The organism is Chryseobacterium gambrini (assembly GCF_900156825.1).
GTDB lineage: Bacteria > Bacteroidota > Bacteroidia > Flavobacteriales > Weeksellaceae > Chryseobacterium > Chryseobacterium gambrini.
Window position 1 is genome coordinate 302,327 of sequence record NZ_FTOV01000002.1, and the last position, 16,951, is coordinate 319,277.

Here is a 16,951-nt window from a genome sequence, read left to right on the forward strand (position 1 = left end):
AGTTGCCTGATTTTCGTTTTGGTGAATTGTAAATGATGTTCTAAAGTCTGCTCATCGTAGTGTTCCGGAGTGACTACTTTTGGCGATTTTGCACGGCCACGGGGGAATTTTATTCAACGCAAAAACCATTGTTTTCGATAGTGAAAAGCGACACCGATAATTTTGGGGATCAGATTTTTCTATGTTTTCAATGATAGCATTAATTGTCAGCAGAATATGTTCGATTTGCCATCCTACATTGGATTTCGAAATTTCAGGATTGGAAATAGTATGCGTTGAGATTTTTTCTTCGAGATTATTTAAATATTTCGGCAGTTTATTCATCATTCAACCTTATGTTTTTAGTTATAAATTCTGATAACTTCGCCGTTTCCTTTTCCGTTTACGCTTCTTACGTAACCATTGATTACTTTTTTCATCGGAATAGGATTGTGTCCCGGAAAATAATCTCTGTATTTTTCGTAAGCGTCTTCCACCATTCCGGAAGATACCACGTTGAGTCTGATTCCGTTTTCCAGTTCCAGCGCTGCCGCCTGTACAAAGCTGTGTATTCCGCCGTTCACCATTGCAGCACTTGCGGTCTGTACAACAGGGTCGTCCGCTAAAATTCCTGTAGATAAAGTAATAGAACCATTGGAATTCAGATAATCTTTTCCGATACGGACGAGATTAACCTGCCCCATCAGTTTGCTTTTCAGTCCGATATAATAATCTTCTTCGGTAAGGTCGTTAAAATCTGCCCATTTTGCTTCACCGGCAATACAGATGATGGCATCCAGTTTTCCGGTTTTTTCGAACATTTCTTTAATGGAATGGCTGTCTGCAATATCCACCGTTACATCTCCGGAGTTTCTTCCGGCAATTACAACTTCGTTGTTCTCTTTAAAATGTGCTGCTACTGTTTTTCCGATGGTTCCGTTACCGCCAATGATGAGTATTTTCATTCTGTGATGTTTATTATTGATGATTTTCAGATATAATCAAAGGTACGGAAAGTATTTTACCAAAAAGAGTGCAAAATTTGAGTTTTTTATAATTGAATTTCATCATTAAATGTTGCGAATAACAAATACATCGTACTGTATTTATAAGTCATCAACGGTAATAATCAGTTTATTTTTCTTCTGCTGAATATTCACCATTTTTCCTTCTCCGAAGCCTATTTCATCAAGCCATTTTCCTCTGAGGCGGATTTCCGGAACGATGATGAGTTTGTTTTTGCTTTTCTGAAATCTTGAATAAATTTTAAGTTTTCTTGAATTCATTATTGTCGTATTTTTATATGACAAATGTATAAAAAAAATTCAATTTGTCAACTTTTTGTATGACAATTTTGTAAGCGAATTAGCTGACATTTGAAATATGACGAGAGAACAGCTAAAGACAGAATTGGGTAAAAGAATTATTAGGCTTCGCGAACAGAAAGGGTGGAGCCAGTCGGATTTTGCCCGTGCCTGTAATAAAGACCGACAGGCAATTGAAAAATTGGAAAACGGAAAAGTAAATCCTACACTTTATACTTTACTGGAATTGGCTATTGCTTTGGAAGTTTCTTTGTCTGAACTGGTGGATTTAAAATGATATATTATTTCACACAATGTCGCGGATTTGTAATCCGTGATTTTAATTTTCATATTCTGAAAGTATAGGTTACAAATTTTTTGCTAAAGATGTTCTTGGTAGGTAAGTAAATGTCACGGATTGCAAATCCGCGACATCTGGTTAAATTTGTTTTTGGTTATTTGTTTTTAAATTTTTCTGGCTGTACAGGAGGAAGTTATAAAAATACCTGAACTTCCTGCCTATACAAACCAAGGGTATATGATAAATTGTGTTTTTTATCTCTAAATAGGCAATTGATTGTTTATTAAATTTTGACAATTCTATATCAGAATCTTTTTTAGTATTCTGAATAATATTCTTTTTCAAATATACGAAATTTACCGTTTGTTATAAGTTCTTGTAACAAAATTTATAAAAAAAATTACGCCCTTTGTGTAAACTGCTTACAAATGGACGTTTTACAAGATGAAATACTAAAAAAATTTGGAGAACACGTTAAAGATTTAAGACTTAAATCTGGACTTACGCAAGATGATGTTGTTCTTAACAGCTCCAAAATTACTAAAGCTACAATAAGTGATATAGAAAATGGAAAAAGAAATTTTGCATTTACTACATTAATTGATCTTGCTAAAGGTCTAAATGTATCGCCTAAAGATTTATTGAATATTAATTTTGATTAAAAAAAGTTAGAAACTTTCTGAATAACTACGTCAACATTTACAATGGATAGAATTGAATTTCGGATAGCTTTTGGGAAAAGAATTGAAAAATTTAGAAAAGAATTGGGATTAAGCTATCGGGAATTAGCTCAAAAATGTGATGTCGACCATAGTAATATCAGCAAAATTGAAAAAGGAGAAGTTGATGTTAGAATTTCTACCATACAGGAATTAGCGAAAGGTTTAGAAGTACATCCGAAAGAATTGTTTGATTTTGAAGTGGGGTAGAGGTTTTTAGCTAATGGAATAACGTTTTGCAGCTTGGCGAAGTGACGGATTAAGAAGTACAAATTTTCAATTCAGTACAAATGTTTGTTAGAATTCCAAATGTTCAATTTAGCACTCAGCCCGCCATTTTGCCAAACTGCTGTTAGCCACAGTTATTTTTTATACAATTTTTCCAATAATTGCACTAGAATTTGATTGTTATTTGTGTCATTCTTAGCTTTTTCCAGTTCAACAGTAGATTCGTCTTTACTTAACTTAAAATTTCGTTCTGTCTTTATCAATTCTTCTAGCATTATTTGGATTACTTTATCATCTCCAATATTCAATGCTGCTTTTAACGAAATGATTTTAAAGTCAATATTCGTTTTTTCATTATTGAAATATTTTATGTCTGACAAAGTTGCTTTATATAGTTTTAAAAAGAAAAAAGCGAAAATTTCAACAAATACTACGATTGAAAGTCTTGGTATGTAGTGTGAAAGTAATTTGGTTGTGTTATTAAATTCTATTTCATTATTAAAGACTTCATACCCTAAAGCAAAAATTGCACAAATAGTTGTCAATGTACCAATAACTAAATTTAGGTTTGCACTTTTTCGGAGTCTTGTTAATTCGCCATTTATTCTATAGCCTAAATTTTCAAACTCATTTAAAATATCTTTTCTCTTAGCTTCTGAAATTGCCTTGTCGCTGTAAAATGAGTCAATTTTTGATTTGATAAAATCTTCTGTTATCGTACTATCAATAGCATTATTTATTGTTTTAGAGATATTTTCATAGTCAGTAGTTTCACCACTTTTTTTCCTAAGCTTTATTAGTTCAAATCTTAAATCTTGAATTTCAGAGCGTAAGTTCTGATTTGAAATATCAGATTCAGAGAATTTACTGAACGATCCATTTTGAAGATAGCGAAACAATATAAAACCTACACCAAAAGCTAAAGTAATCGCCCCAGTTATGATAAATATAAATGAAAATTGTTTGTCAAAATAATTGTAAGCTAAGTCTTTAGTAAGTATAAAAACCAATCCAATCACGGAAAACATAATTCCATAAAGTGTAAATCTTCTGTTTTTAAGATACTCGTATTCGGCTCTTCTTCTCAAGAATTCATTCCTTTCGGATTCATTCATTCTCTGTTCTTCAATATAGTCAAAGTATTTTTCGTTCATAGTTTTTTATAATTGTGGCTAACGGTTTGGGTATTGGAGATGGTGGGGGAATTTGAAAAACGTCAGCCCAACATTTGCACAAATACCCAATAGAATTACAACTGTTCAGTTTACAATTGTCAGCTCTACTATTGCCAATACGATGTTAGTGTTAGTTTTATCGAATTGTTGTTCTACTTGGGATACAATGAAAAAAACCACAAAAATCACCATATGGTCCACGGTCAGCAGTCCTTGGGTCGCTTATTAATCTACCTGAATTGTCTGTGTTTTTAGCAGGAGTTTGTCCGGGTTTGTGTGACCACAAAGTATTTGAGTCTAGTCGATACCAATGATAGTCTTGGAATGTGGGAATGTTTGCACTTACTAAAGCAATAAAATGTCCTTCTGCTGGAGTACTTGCAGCTGAAGCAACTGAGATTTGTCCATCTCTTATAGCCGCAGCACTAACAGTATTACAAAGTATATCCGTTATCATTGAACCACTTCCTCTACCTGGTTGTGCAAAAGTGTTTGTTATCTTGTCATTTGCGTAGTTGTAACAATTATTGTATCGTTGTACAGATGGAATGTTCCACTTGCCGGGGTTATAAGGAGGAACCACCAAAATTTCCATTGTTCCCTTAAAAGATTTATTTATTGAAGCCGCTCCGCCTTTCACGTTTTTTGATAACTCACTTTCGATGTAGGATTGTTCAAGTTTAGTTAACGAATTTGAACCTGTCTCAAGTAAAAAACTTTCTAGTTTACTGTCTTTGTCGATATAGTTTGCTTCAGTTTGCTCGGCAAAGTCGATTATACCATCAAAACAGAAAGTCTTCAATGGTACAGTTGATTCGTTAAGTGATTCTACAATGAATCCTTTATAGCCTAAAATACCAACAGATAATGCCGACATTTCAAACGTTAGTTCCTTTTCTTCTTTAAGAAGCTCTTTCAATTCTTTTGTTTGCTCGTCTGTCAATTCCCACGTTGGATTCGGTTTTCCTGAATACATTAGAGCTGTTACAATTGTTGCCATATTTTTTTATTTATATGATTTATGCCTACTCTAAAAAGTTTTCGGCTTCCCTATTTTTTGTTTTGTCTGAAAATTATTACTAATTTTCTAATTTACGCATTACATCAAATTTAAATTTATAACATGCGTCCATTCATTTTATAATCAACTCAATAATATTGATTAAATCGCTGATTTAAAGCTTTTAAAGTTTGTTTTTTTGAGGTTTTATTTTTTTTGTATGGGTGAAGTTTTATATATTTGATGAAAACTTAACCATGGAAATTATTTCACTTGTAGATTCTTACAAAGAGAAATTAATTATTCAAAGATACAGTTCATCGTCTGTGAAAAACTATTCAAGTGCTCTTCAGAATTTTTTGAGTATGGCTTCTCAAAAGTATACAGATCCGCTTGATATTTCTTTAGAAGATGTTGAAAAATTTATCTTTTGGAAAATTAATAAACACCATATTTCTGCATCGCATCAAAGCATTATTCTTTCGAGTATTGCTAAATTTTACAAATTATTATTTAGTAAGGATATCAATCTTAAACATCTGTATCCTAAAAGAAGAGAAGCAAAGCTGCCTAAATTTCTTACCCGCAACGAAGTAAAAAAGATTCTTGAATGTACCGAAAATATAAAGCATAAAGCTCTCCTTACTACAATTTATTCGTGCGGTCTAAGATTAAGTGAAGTTCTGGAACTGAAAATATCGGATATAAAATCTCAGGAATCTGTTCTTTTAATCAGGCAGGGAAAAGGGAAGAATGACAGAATTGTAAACCTCTCTCCGAAGTTGCTGGAATTATTGAAAGTGTATTTTAAAATGTATCAGCCAAAAACGTATTTGTTTGAAGGTCAAAATACAGAACAATACTCAAAAAGAAGTGTGCAGCAGGTATTTAAAAACTCATTGAAAAAGGCAAACATCAGTTCTCCCGCAACCGTTCATACACTGCGCCATTCTTACGCAACACATCTTTTAGAAAACGGTACAGATATAAGAATAATTAAAGAACTTTTAGGGCATAATGATATTAAAACCACAGAAATTTACACCCATATTACAGATATTTCTAAAAGTAAAGTCAAAAGTCCTTTAGATTACTTGTAAAAAACGCTTCACAAAAGAAGAATAATTCTCACTGATTAAAATAATAGCTGAGTTCTGTGTTTCGCGATTATTTACAATTCATGAACGGTAATGATCAGTTTCTTTTTCTTCTGCTGAATATTGACTGTTTTTCCTTTTCCGATGTCACAGATTTGCAAATCCGCGTTATGGGGTTCTTGTTAGCTGTGGTCTTTTTCTATTTCTGAAGGATTTATTCCAAATTCTGCTTTGAAACTTCTTGAAAAATGTGAAAAATTTACGAAGCCAACATCGTCATAAATTTCATTGGGCTTTTTGCCTTGTTTTGATATTAAAAAATGGGCTAAATCTAATCGTTTTTTAATAAGCCATTTGTTAGGGGTCTGGTTGAAAATTTCCTGGAAATCTCTTTTAAATGTTGAAATACTTCTACCGGTGAGTTTTGCAAATTGCGCCAACGGAATATTGTGCATATAATTTTTGTTCATATACGCTTCCAACTCAATTTTAAAATCGTCTTCAAAATTGAAAAGTAAATTTTGAATTGTGGTATACCGAAGCAAAAGTTCAATAATCTCAAAGGTTTTAATAGTCGCTAAATTATTGGTGAGTGCCTCTTGATTTTCAAAATAAGGAAGCATAGAATCGAAAAACCCTTTTAAAAATGGGTCGGGTTGAAATATAAAATTAGGTTTTCCTAAATAATTTCCTTTTGGTAAAATATGGTGTTCTTTTGAATAATTATACAACGTTTCTTTGGGTAAAAAAATGCTGATACTCATAAAGGGTTTATTGTCTTGAGGGATTTTTTGGGTTTTTACTAATTGATTTTTTGATACAAAACCAATATCGCCTTTGTTATACTGATAGATTTCTATTCCGTCGTTAATTATCATTTTTCCATTTAAAATACAAACCAAAGCGTGGTCTTGAACAAAAGGTTCAAAATTTTTTTTCTCTTGCGATGTGCAAGAAAACAAAATATTAATTCGGGTTCTATCTTCAATCATTATTTCAGAATTATGATTTTAATTGTTCATAATAAATTGTCGCTCTTTCTTTTGAAAAATAATCGATTACGGCAAAAGCCATCCCAAATAAGATTAACGAAATAGCGATTGCTTTTAAATTTACATTTTGTGTAAAGTAAAGCAAGGCAATGGCTATGAGAAAACAAGCCAAACTAATAGCGATAGACATTGGGTATAAATATTGAAAATCATCTACCCGTTTAATTTCGGCATTTATAAATTCTTTTGGGTTTTGCTCATATTTTTTCGCAACTTCTTGCTTTTGTTTTCCGTTGGAACGAATCATATTTGCACCTGTTATAGAAAAAAATATACCTATAACCAACATTGGAATCAGCAATGCTTTTGCAGTTGGCGTATTCCCTAAAAAGTAAAATAATGAAGCTGTTAAGATTAAAAATATTCCAAATGCGAGGATAAATTTTCTCTCAAATATTTCTCCGTTATACCAATTTATCGTGTTTTGCATTATATCCATTTTTATTATTTTTTAAATAGAAACGGCTGTCTCTTTTCAGACAGCCAATTTAGGACTTTATTTATTTTGATTATTTTGCATTATAACCACCGTCAATACTCAATACAGTTCCTGTCATAAAAGGATTTTCGTCTGATGCCAAAAAGAAAATTCCTTTTGCAATATCTTCCGGTTCCCCTAAACGTTTCATCGGGTGCAATGCTTCAATTCCCGAAACATCATAAGTTCCCGAAGCAATTGCATTTTTCAAAATATCGGTTTTAATTGCTCCCGGTGCAACTGCATTTATACGAATATTTTTGGTAGCATAATCCAATGCTCCTCCTTTGGTTAAACCCACAACGGCGTGTTTAGAAGCGTTATATTGAGCTGTGCTTACTAATCCGTTCAAACCTGCTATGGAAGCAAGGTTTACGATAGTTCCGCCACCTGTTTTCAACATTGCATTAATGGCGTGTTTCATTCCGTAATAAACACCCATTACATTAGTTTCCAGCATTTGTTTCAGTTCGTCCGATTCTGTATCAGCCAATAAAGCATTTCCTAAAGAAACTCCTGAATTATTCACGATAGAATCTAATTTTCCAAATTTTTCTACCGTTTTATCGATTACGTTTTTAACTTGTTCTTCCTGCGTTACGTCCAAAGGAAAGAAAGTTACCTCTGCACCTTCTTTTTTAAATTCTTCCAAAACTTCCGTTTCTTTGTTCGCATTTCTACTTGTAATAACAACATTGTATCCATTTTTTGCAAAATGTAAAGCCGTTGCTTTGCCAATACCTGTTGTTCCACCTGTGATAATTACTGTCTTTGCCATTTTATTCTATTTTAAAATTATTTAACAAAATTAAAACAGCTTCAATGATATTGTTTTTCCGTAAAGTTCAAATTGTTTTTCTGTGAGGTTTGATTTGGAACAGTGTTTCGGTAAAATTACAACTAACGTCTAAATTTACGTATTGCGTCAAATACCGATGTCGCGGATTTGCAATCCGTGACTTTAATTTGCTTGCAAATCTGCGCTATCGTGTTCTCCGTTAGTTCCAAACATGGTTGTTTTACACTTCCGGAGTACTCCGGAGGTCTTGCGCAGTTTGTGGGAAATCAAATGCAGTTGCAGGAGATTACAAACAAGGTTGTTTTATACTTCCGGAGTACTACGGAAGTCTTGCGCAATCTGCGGGAAACCAAATACAGTTGCAGGAGATTCCAAACAAGGTTGTTTTAAACTTCCGGAGTACTCCGGAGATCTTGCGCAACTTGCGGGAAACCAAATGCAGTTGCAGGAGATTCCAAACAAGGTTGTTTTACATTTCCTGCAAACGCCGGAAGTCTCGCGCAGTCTGCGGGAAACGAAATGCATTTTCAGATTTTGCTAGTTCGTAACAGTAATGGTGAGCTTCTTTTTCTTTTGCTGGATGTGTATAGTTTTTCCTTTTCCGAAACCCAGTTCATCAAGCCATTTTCCTCTGAGCCTTATTTCCGGAACGATGATGAGTTGATTGCTGCTTTTCTGAAATCTTGAATGGATTTTAAGTTTTCTTGAATTCATCATGGTGTTTTTTGTTATCTGATAAATTTGGTTTTGGTTATTTGTTTTTACATTTTTCTGGCTGTACAGGAGGAAGTTATAAAAATACCTGAACTTCCTGCCTATACAAACCAAGGGTATATGATAAATTGTGTTTTTTTATCTCTAAATAGGCAATTTATTACGACATTTAATGATTTTATATTTCATCAACCGTAATAAACTTATTCTAATCAATTAATTGTTCGGCAAATGTAGTAAAAATATTTTATCATTACCGAATTCGGTAATGATAATTTATGCTAATAATTTCAATTTGCACAAAAGAGTGCAATTATGAACGAGTTTAAAACCGATGAAATCAAAAAACTGGTTTCAGAAAAAATAAAAGAAATAAAAGGAGAGGTTCCTTATTCTAAGATTTCTGAAAAATGCAATGTTACAGCGGCAAGAATTAGTGATGTTGCCAATAACAAAATCGATTGTCAACTCAGTACTTTCATTGAAATTGCTACTGGATTAAGAATACATCCAAAAGAATTATTTGATATTGTTTTTGATTTTGAAGAGTATTATTCTGGACTGGATAAATAACTAAATGGTAAGGTTCTTTACTATAAAACATGATGTCGCGGATTATTACCAGAGAACAGCCTAAAGACAGAATTGGGTAAAAGAATTATTAGGCTTCGCAAACAGAAAGGGTGGAGCCAGTCGGATTTTGCTCGTGCCTGTAATAAAGACCGACAGGCAATTGAAAAATTGGAAAACGGAAAAGTAAATCCTACACTTTATACTTTACTGGAATTGGCTATTGCTTTGGATATTTCTCTTTCAGAACTGGTGGATTTAAAATGATATATTAGAGATTGTAACTTTTCATCCTCGATATAGCGGATTTGCAATCCGTGATTTTAATTTTCATATTGTAAAAGCATAGATTACAAATTCGCTATCGGATTTTTTTTTCTCTAAACATTCAGGAATGTCTAAAGTAGATTATCAGGATTCAGATTTTTATATCTCTGATATTTTTGTTTCAGTACTTCGATACTTTTCTTTTAAAGTGTTAATTATCTGTTCAAAGTACTTATGATTCTCTTCAATTTCTCCGGGGTAAAAATTCAGCCAGCGATTATGCTCTCTATACGCTTTTTGTCCATAAATAAGTTGTTGTTTTCTTTTGGATTCGTTGGGTACCAAAATATTGTCGATGATTAATTTGTACGGCTTTAACATTTCAGACAGGGTATCAAAATCTTCCAGATTCGATCCTGTGTTGTAAATTACAATATTATCTTCCGAACTAATGATCACTTTAGAAAGGTATTCAAGTTTATTAAGCTCTGAATCTTTTGAAGGATCATAATTATTTTTTTGAAGAACGTCAGAAAAATCCACAATTTTAAAATTAGCAAATTCAGAATTTCTTATATCAGATTCGTCAATCCTATAAGTTAAAATTACTTTCATTTTCTTTTCTGGTTTTGATAAAATTTGCCTGAAATTCATGGTCTTGTTTTTTGTTTTTACTAAAATATAAAGCAATTTTCACAAATGTTTCATTTCAACCCGTTATTACTTCCAAAATTTCCACCATTTCTTTTGGGTTCTGATTTCAGATTCTGGCTTTGTTGTATTTTCAGACTTATTTACAGAAGAAATTTCCACTGCCTTCAGATAAATATTTTTATACTCTTCATCTGTTAATTCATCCACTACATATTGTTTCTCATCTACTAAATGAAATTTTTCAGTTGCCAGTAATTTTATTTTATCATACGGAATTTTAATTCTGGATTCTCCGTCTGATAAAACTACTTCATCTGCTTTGCTTAGAAACTGATTTCCATTTTGGTATAAAAGAATAAGCTCCTTATCTTCATCCGTATCTTTATCTGTAAATCTTATAACACTTGGAATATGGTATTTTTCTCTGTCCCAAAATTGTGTGCTGCTGATATAGCCTACTAATCCTTCGTAATAAGATTTCTCGGAACCTGCATCCAGCTTTTTATGAATATCGGGACCGACCAGATAACTCATATAACAGCATCCTATTTCTAAAGTATCTCCTTCATTACCTATTTTGTCTAAGAAAATACTTACTCCCAGATATTTTTCTTCTTCTATCCAGTTCTTGTCATAATTCTTTCTAAAGGTAACTATGTCAATAGGAGTTTCTCTGTCTTCTGGTAATATTTCAGCTTCTGTAAGTTTGGAGAGGGCTTCAACAATATGTAATGCAATTTCAAAATCGGCTTCACTGGCAATTACATTCAGGCTTACGGAATAATTTTGTTCGCGATAGCTTAAATTTACGCCGCGTGTAGATTTATTTTTAATAAAAGCTTTGTAATTATTTTCCCCAATATAATCATCAATGTCTTCTAAGTGACCAAATTCTATATTTTCGAGAGGCAGCTCGTTGATTAATTGTCTGTACGTGATTTCTTTTTCTGATTGGATAGTGAAATAAAAACTCATGGTTTTGTAATTTTATTAGTTTTTTTTAATATTGTGGAGGCAAAATTTTCTTTATGAAAAATTATCAATTGAGAACCTAATTCTTTTCAGCAGTCTTTGGGAATTGATAGCAATTTTCATCAATATCTATATCAAGAATTTTGGGAAATTTTCATGTTCAAATGAAAGTAGGGTTTCTAATTCGATTTTCATTCGTATTTAGTTTTTAAATATAAGGAGCCGAATATAAGAATTTTAATTTTCAAAAAGCAAAATTTAGTTCCAAGAAGCATAAAGATTATTTTTTCAAATTGAATTTTATTTACAATTCATCCACCGTAATGATAATCTTGTTTTTCTTCTGCTGAATATTCACCATTTTTCCTTCTCCGAAGCCTATTTCATCAAGCCATTTTCCTCTGAGGCGGATTTCCGGAACGATGATGAGTTTGTTGCTGCTTTTCTGAAATCTTGAATAAATTTTAAGTTTTCTTGAATTCATCATGATGTGTTGTTAAATGATAAATTTGGTTTTGGTTATTTGTTTTTAAATTTTTCTGGCTGTACAGGAGGAAGTTGTAAAAATGCCTGAACTTCCTGCCTATACAAACCAAGGGTATATGATAAATTGTGTTTTTCTATCTCTAAATAAGTAATTGATTTTATATTGAGCTTTATTGCTTTTATTCAACAAATATAATATAATTTTTAATAATGGTAATATATTACCATGAAATATTTGATTGAATTTCCAAAATTGCTATTAATTATAGAAATAATGGATAGCAAAGACGTTTTAAAGATGTATATGAAGAGTTTTTCTGAACATCTCAAGGAGATTAGGAAGGAGAAATACAATTCTATGGACGCTGTTGCTCAAAATTCCGTTTTCGATTCCAGTAATTATAATAAGTTTGAAAACGGTAAAGGAAATCCAACCATTGAAACTATTCTTAAAATGGCTTCAGCCTTTAAAATTCCGCCAAAAGAACTATTCGATTTTGACTTTGATATAGAAAAATATAAAATTGATGAGTAAACTCGATATCGCAGATTTGCAATCCGTGATTTAAATTTTTATATTGTATAAGCGTTGATTGGAAATTTTTTGAATGAGGTTCTTAGGTAGGGAATGTCACGGATTGTAAATCCGCGACATCGGGTAGGGAAAAATTGTGGATTGGAAATCTGCTATATCGAGGTTGTTATAAAATGAAAAACCACTCTTGCAGTTGAGTGGTTTTTATATTTATTGATATGAGCGAGAAGTTCGCACCAAATGGGGAAAAGTTTTTACATTTTATCGGACCAGCCATCGGTAAAACTCTCTATCTTGCCATTCTTGTCAGTAAATATAATCTCTACTTTATTCCAATCTGGATTGATTTGATGTACTCTACATTTATCTTTCGACTCATACATTATTTCGATTTTTCCATCTTCATTTTCAATAATGTATCTTCTTTTTAGAAGAGTTGAACCAGTTGCTTCTAAATCTTCTATTTTAACTTCAGCATTTTCAATTTCAGGTAGGCTAAAGTATTCTTGTTCAACCGAAATTTTCTTTGTATTTTCGATTATTTGATTGTAAATATCTTTCATATCTAAATTTTATATTAAGAGTATAAGTCCAAATTTGTAGTTAATTTTAATTGTTTTAAATTTATTATTTCGTTTTCAAGAAAATCAAATTCTCCTTCACCATCTACTAAAACGGAAAAACTTTTATTAAACCCATCTTTACCACTTGAGTCTAGTCTAATGTCAAAGTTGAATTTTACTTTTTTGAATGTAAAGTTTCTATTTGGTATATCAACCTGAATATTTTGCTTGATTGCATTCACCTCCCACTCATTTATACCATAATTTCCAGGGTTAGTGTCGGTTAAGCAATGACTCCAAAAGTCTACAGAGTTATTTAGTTTTTCAGCGATTTTTTCTCTAATTAATTCGATATACATATTGTTTGGTTTTTGAGTTTCACATAACTTTTAAATTAAATTTACGCATTGCGTTAAATTTATCTATATAATATGTGTTCATAACTTTCTAATTTTGATTGAATATCCGTTAAACAACCTATTACTATGCATTGATATGAAAATCAATCATTTATAATAGGCACTTCGACAAGCTCAGTGTGACACCTCTAATACTAAACGCTTGATTTTTAGCGATGTCAAGCTGAGCCTGTCGAAGCTTTAGGTTAATAAACGGACAATCAATAATTTTGATTTAAATTTTATGCTTTATATATAAAAACATAATCATTAAAGTCGAATATTTATTGATTGTGACAAAATGGTGAAATTTACATCCAGTTAATTATATATTTGCTTAGAAATCAAAACCGCCCAGAAAAATCTGAACGGTTTATATATATATTTGCCTCGGTCGCTGACCGTTACATCATTCCCGGCATTCCGCCACCCATTGGCATTGCTGGTTCGTCTTTTTTCACTTCTGTGATTACACATTCAGTTGTTAAAAGCATTCCTGAAACAGAAGCTGCGTTTTCAAGGGCAACTCTTGTTACTTTTGTAGGATCGATGATCCCTGCTTCTAGCATGTTTACATACTCGTCTGTTTTAGCATTGTACCCGAAATCTCCGCTTCCTTCTGCTACTTTAGCAACGATTACAGAACCTTCTCCTCCTGCGTTGGCAACGATTTGTCTCAATGGCTCTTCGATCGCTCTTTTTACGATCTTGATTCCTGTATTTTCGTCTGCATTTGCACCGGAAAGGCTTTCAAGAGAAGCGATTGCTCTTACCAAAGCAACACCACCACCTGCAACAATACCTTCTTCTACAGCAGCTCTTGTTGCGTGAAGCGCATCGTCCACTCTGTCTTTTTTCTCCTTCATTTCCACTTCAGAAGCAGCACCTACGTAAAGTACAGCAACACCTCCTGCTAATTTAGCCAGTCTTTCCTGAAGTTTCTCTCTGTCGTAGTCAGAAGTAGTCGTTTCCATCTGAGCTTTGATCTGTGCAACTCTTCCTTTGATTTTGCTGTCGTCACCACCACCGTTTACGATCGTTGTGTTGTCTTTATCGATAGAAACTTTTTCAGCAGTTCCCAACATATCTAAAGAGATGTTTTCCATTGTGAAACCTTGCTCTTCAGAAATAACTTGTCCTCCTGTTAAGATCGCGATATCTTCCAACATTGCTTTTCTTCTGTCTCCGAATCCAGGCGCTTTTACCGCAGCAATTTTAAGAGAACCTCTCAATTTGTTTACCACTAAAGTTGCCAAAGCTTCTCCTTCAACTTCTTCAGAGATAATTAATAAAGATTTTCCTCCCTGAGCAATTGGTTCAAGAACAGGAAGCAATTCTTTCATGGAAGAGATTTTTTTCTCAACCAAAAGGATGTATGGATTTTCAAGTTCAGCCAACATTTTTTCAGGATTCGTCACGAAATACGGCGACTGATACCCTCTGTCGAACTGCATACCTTCTACAACGTCTACCGTTGTATCGATTCCTTTAGCTTCTTCTACTGTAATAACTCCTTCTTTACCTACTTTTCCGAACGCTTCAGCGATTAAAGCACCGATTGTTTCGTCGTTGTTAGCAGAAACAGAAGCTACCTGCTTTACTTTATCTGTAGAATCTCCAACTTCCTGAGACTGAGCTTTCAGGTTTTCAACCACTGTTGCAACCGCTTTGTCGATCCCTCTTTTCAAATCCATTGGGTTTGCACCTGCAGCTACGTTTTTAAGACCTTCTCTTACGATAGCCTGTGCCAGAACAGTAGCGGTAGTAGTACCGTCTCCTGCGATATCATTGGTTTTGGAAGCCACTTCTTTTACCATTTGCGCTCCCATGTTTTCTACTCTGTCTTCAAGTTCGATTTCTTTTGCAACTGAAACTCCGTCTTTGGTAACGTGAGGCGCACCGAAAGATTTTTCGATTACCACGTTTCTTCCTTTTGGTCCTAAAGTTACTTTTACTGCATTAGCCAATGCATCAACACCTCTTTTTAAAGCGTCTCTTGATTCGATATCGAATTTTATTTCTTTTGCCATTGTTTTAAGCTTTTGGCGATTTGCTTTTAGCTTTTGGCTTTAGCAATTCGCGGTTTATTTTTTATAATTTGATTTTAATTTCCGTTAAGCCTGTTCCAAAGCGTGACAAGCTTCTTTTTTAGCAGGGTTAATTCTTCTGAAAGATTTTGGTATTCATTTTCATTAATGTAATCTAAATCTTTAGCAAGAATTAATTGGTTTTCTGCTTCGTTGGATGATCCCAGCGCAATATTGATGAAATTAGCAAACTCTTTATCTGAATTTCTTCCGCTTCCTTCCGAAATATTATATCCGATAGAAGCAAATGATCTCCTGATTTGAGAGGTCAACCCAAACATTTCTTCCTTTGGAAAATTTTTGGTTGAGGTATAAATTTTTAAAGTCAGTTGATGGCTTAATTGCCAAACTTCAAATTTTTTGAAATCTCTCATTTACTATTTTCAATGCTGGAAAGCCATCTGCCAGAAGCAAAAAGCTATTAGCCAATTATTCCTAGTAAATCTCCTTCTTTTACAATTAAATAATCCTTTCCTTCCAATTTCAATTCAGAACCTGAATATTTCCCGTAAAGAACTTTGTCACCCACTTTTACAGTTGTAGGCTCATCTTTTTTGCCCGGGCCAACTGCCACAACAGTACCTTCCTGAGGTTTTTCTTTTGCGGTGTCCGGAATAATAATACCTGAAGCTGTTTTAGTTTCTGCAGCGATCGGCTCGATCAAAACTCTGTCTGCTAATGGTTTAAAGTTTACTGACATAATATATTTAATTTTTTTAATTATTTCTGTGTTGTAATTCTCTAATTGTATGCCAACAGAGACAAAAGAAAATTTTGGCAGACTAATTTTTGCCGAGCGGAAATTTTGGCAGAAAAAAAAGCTTGCCGTTAGACAAACTTTTAATGAATTATTTCACAGATTCCATAACTATTTTTCTTCCGTCGGAATCTATTTCCTGTTTCAAAACTTTTCTTGTTGAAGTATCGATGTAGTAAGTAACAACGGACTTTCTGTCTTGAATGTCATCTGTTGTTTTTACGATCCAAACTTTCTTACCATTAAGATCTCCTCGGATTACATTTTCCACATAGGCTTTTATAACGCCTTTTTTAGCAGCCGGATTATAATCGAAAATCGGAATTTCCACAGATAAATTTTCTTTTAGAGGCATAAATCTTATGATTGCGGGATACGCATTGCTGTCAAAATATTCAGTAGAAATTTTTTCGTTGATAATGTCTTTTTTCTGTGCTTTTTTATCGAAATAATATCCTGTTGCTTTATTTTTTTCAAACTTAATCACCATGTCTCTCATCATATTGTAGGAAGAATGATACATCGGCTGAAAATCTGAAATTCTAACCACCGTAGAATCCGTCCATGGTTTATCCGGAGCCTGATTCATCTTTACCGTAGTTTTAAGAAGAAGTCTGTTTTTGTCTAATTTTTTTACCTCAGAGGTTATTTTCCCGATTTCTATTTTCTGGTCACCTTTTGCAGCGTACCATACTGCATCGGATATTTCATCTTTAATGTATTGGGATTCCAGTTTTACATTACTTGGAACAATGGTTTTCTGAGCAAAAAATTGGGCACTGCTCATTATTAAAAGGATCAGAAATAGTCTCATGA

General features: G+C 33.1%; 23 protein-coding genes and 1 pseudogene. 7 read left to right on the forward strand and 17 right to left on the reverse strand.

The annotated features are described in order from the left end of the window. Positions 1-341: 341 nt before the first annotated feature. Both BW951_RS04955 and BW951_RS04960 read right to left on the reverse strand, forming a co-directional pair. On the reverse strand, positions 342-944 hold the full coding sequence (locus BW951_RS04955) for a short chain dehydrogenase (RefSeq protein ID WP_076390762.1): 603 nt from the start codon (positions 942-944) through the stop codon (positions 342-344). A gap of 141 nt (positions 945-1,085) precedes the next feature. Then, positions 1,086-1,265, reverse strand: a complete 180-nt coding sequence (locus BW951_RS04960) for a SymE family type I addiction module toxin (protein WP_076390763.1) — start codon at positions 1,263-1,265, stop codon at positions 1,086-1,088. 97 nt (positions 1,266-1,362) lie between these two features. Between BW951_RS04960 and BW951_RS04965 the strand changes: the two genes are divergently transcribed. The 3 genes from BW951_RS04965 (at position 1,363) to BW951_RS04975 (ending at position 2,513) form a co-directional block, all read left to right on the forward strand. Further along, positions 1,363-1,581 (forward strand): helix-turn-helix domain-containing protein, encoded by a 219-nt coding sequence (locus tag BW951_RS04965; protein ID WP_076390764.1) that lies wholly within the window; start codon positions 1,363-1,365, stop codon positions 1,579-1,581. Between the two features lie 431 nt (positions 1,582-2,012). Continuing rightward, positions 2,013-2,246 carry a helix-turn-helix domain-containing protein gene (locus BW951_RS04970; protein ID WP_076390765.1) on the forward strand — a complete coding sequence of 78 codons (234 nt, stop codon included), beginning with the start codon at positions 2,013-2,015 and terminating at the stop codon, positions 2,244-2,246. A gap of 42 nt (positions 2,247-2,288) precedes the next feature. Beyond that, a complete protein-coding gene (locus BW951_RS04975; RefSeq protein ID WP_076390766.1) occupies positions 2,289-2,513 on the forward strand; it encodes a helix-turn-helix domain-containing protein in 225 nt (74 codons plus the stop codon). A 152-nt stretch (positions 2,514-2,665) separates the two neighbouring features. On the opposite strand, the gene BW951_RS04980 is transcribed toward BW951_RS04975, so the two are convergent. Continuing rightward, positions 2,666-3,685 (reverse strand): hypothetical protein, encoded by a 1,020-nt coding sequence (locus tag BW951_RS04980; protein ID WP_076390767.1) that lies wholly within the window; start codon positions 3,683-3,685, stop codon positions 2,666-2,668. A 157-nt stretch (positions 3,686-3,842) separates the two neighbouring features. Then, positions 3,843-4,706, reverse strand: a complete 864-nt coding sequence (locus BW951_RS04985; protein ID WP_076390768.1) for a hypothetical protein — start codon at positions 4,704-4,706, stop codon at positions 3,843-3,845. A 257-nt stretch (positions 4,707-4,963) separates the two neighbouring features. On the opposite strand from BW951_RS04985, the gene BW951_RS04990 reads away from it, so the two are divergent. Further along, positions 4,964-5,806 (forward strand): tyrosine-type recombinase/integrase, encoded by an 843-nt coding sequence (locus BW951_RS04990; protein ID WP_076390769.1) that lies wholly within the window; start codon positions 4,964-4,966, stop codon positions 5,804-5,806. A gap of 179 nt (positions 5,807-5,985) precedes the next feature. Here the strand turns inward: BW951_RS04990 and BW951_RS04995 are convergent, their stop codons facing one another. The 4 genes from BW951_RS04995 to BW951_RS05015 all read right to left on the reverse strand — a co-directional run bounded on the left by BW951_RS04995 (position 5,986) and on the right by BW951_RS05015 (position 8,846). Next, positions 5,986-6,795: a helix-turn-helix domain-containing protein gene (locus BW951_RS04995; protein ID WP_076390770.1), complete on the reverse strand. Its 810-nt coding sequence runs from the start codon at positions 6,793-6,795 to the stop codon at positions 5,986-5,988. Between the two features lie 10 nt (positions 6,796-6,805). Next, the gene (locus BW951_RS05000) at positions 6,806-7,294 is read right to left on the reverse strand and encodes a manganese efflux pump (protein ID WP_076390771.1); all 489 of its coding nucleotides are present in this window, start codon (positions 7,292-7,294) and stop codon (positions 6,806-6,808) included. Positions 7,295-7,364: 70 nt separating this feature from the next. Continuing rightward, on the reverse strand, positions 7,365-8,111 hold the full coding sequence (locus tag BW951_RS05005) for an SDR family NAD(P)-dependent oxidoreductase (RefSeq protein WP_076390772.1): 747 nt from the start codon (positions 8,109-8,111) through the stop codon (positions 7,365-7,367). A 558-nt stretch (positions 8,112-8,669) separates the two neighbouring features. After that, positions 8,670-8,846 (reverse strand): SymE family type I addiction module toxin, encoded by a 177-nt coding sequence (locus tag BW951_RS05015; RefSeq protein ID WP_228427496.1) that lies wholly within the window; start codon positions 8,844-8,846, stop codon positions 8,670-8,672. A gap of 315 nt (positions 8,847-9,161) precedes the next feature. Between BW951_RS05015 and BW951_RS05020 the strand changes: the two genes are divergently transcribed. Further along, positions 9,162-9,419 (forward strand): hypothetical protein, encoded by a 258-nt coding sequence (locus tag BW951_RS05020; RefSeq protein ID WP_076390775.1) that lies wholly within the window; start codon positions 9,162-9,164, stop codon positions 9,417-9,419. A 69-nt stretch (positions 9,420-9,488) separates the two neighbouring features. Then, positions 9,489-9,683, forward strand: a pseudogene (locus tag BW951_RS05025) (helix-turn-helix domain-containing protein); the annotation flags it as partial. 159 nt (positions 9,684-9,842) lie between these two features. Here the strand turns inward: BW951_RS05025 and BW951_RS05030 are convergent. From BW951_RS05030 to BW951_RS05040, 3 genes are all read right to left on the reverse strand, one after another. Then, the gene (locus BW951_RS05030) at positions 9,843-10,298 is read right to left on the reverse strand and encodes a hypothetical protein (RefSeq protein WP_139326104.1); all 456 of its coding nucleotides are present in this window, start codon (positions 10,296-10,298) and stop codon (positions 9,843-9,845) included. 105 nt (positions 10,299-10,403) lie between these two features. Then, positions 10,404-11,312 (reverse strand): hypothetical protein, encoded by a 909-nt coding sequence (locus BW951_RS05035; protein WP_076390778.1) that lies wholly within the window; start codon positions 11,310-11,312, stop codon positions 10,404-10,406. 301 nt (positions 11,313-11,613) lie between these two features. Then, positions 11,614-11,796 (reverse strand): SymE family type I addiction module toxin, encoded by a 183-nt coding sequence (locus tag BW951_RS05040; RefSeq protein WP_076390779.1) that lies wholly within the window; start codon positions 11,794-11,796, stop codon positions 11,614-11,616. A 303-nt stretch (positions 11,797-12,099) separates the two neighbouring features. On the opposite strand from BW951_RS05040, the gene BW951_RS05045 reads away from it, so the two are divergent. Next, positions 12,100-12,330: a helix-turn-helix domain-containing protein gene (locus BW951_RS05045; RefSeq protein WP_228427498.1), complete on the forward strand. Its 231-nt coding sequence runs from the start codon at positions 12,100-12,102 to the stop codon at positions 12,328-12,330. A gap of 254 nt (positions 12,331-12,584) precedes the next feature. Here BW951_RS05045 and BW951_RS05050 read toward each other — a convergent pair whose 3' ends face one another. The 6 genes from BW951_RS05050 to BW951_RS05075 form a co-directional block, all read right to left on the reverse strand. Next, on the reverse strand, positions 12,585-12,893 hold the full coding sequence (locus tag BW951_RS05050) for a hypothetical protein (protein WP_076390780.1): 309 nt from the start codon (positions 12,891-12,893) through the stop codon (positions 12,585-12,587). Positions 12,894-12,907: 14 nt separating this feature from the next. Then, complete coding sequence (locus BW951_RS05055) at positions 12,908-13,252, reverse strand: hypothetical protein (RefSeq protein WP_076390781.1); 345 nt, start codon at positions 13,250-13,252, stop codon at positions 12,908-12,910. Between the two features lie 443 nt (positions 13,253-13,695). Further along, complete coding sequence (groL, locus tag BW951_RS05060) at positions 13,696-15,321, reverse strand: chaperonin GroEL (RefSeq protein ID WP_076390782.1); 1,626 nt, start codon at positions 15,319-15,321, stop codon at positions 13,696-13,698. A 74-nt stretch (positions 15,322-15,395) separates the two neighbouring features. Beyond that, positions 15,396-15,752 carry a four helix bundle protein gene (locus BW951_RS05065; RefSeq protein ID WP_076390783.1) on the reverse strand — a complete coding sequence of 119 codons (357 nt, stop codon included), beginning with the start codon at positions 15,750-15,752 and terminating at the stop codon, positions 15,396-15,398. A 47-nt stretch (positions 15,753-15,799) separates the two neighbouring features. Further along, positions 15,800-16,078, reverse strand: coding sequence for a co-chaperone GroES (locus tag BW951_RS05070; protein WP_029295711.1), 279 nt, complete (start codon positions 16,076-16,078; stop codon positions 15,800-15,802). A gap of 148 nt (positions 16,079-16,226) precedes the next feature. Beyond that, positions 16,227-16,949, reverse strand: coding sequence for a DUF3108 domain-containing protein (locus tag BW951_RS05075; RefSeq protein ID WP_076390784.1), 723 nt, complete (start codon positions 16,947-16,949; stop codon positions 16,227-16,229). Positions 16,950-16,951 lie beyond the last annotated feature (2 nt).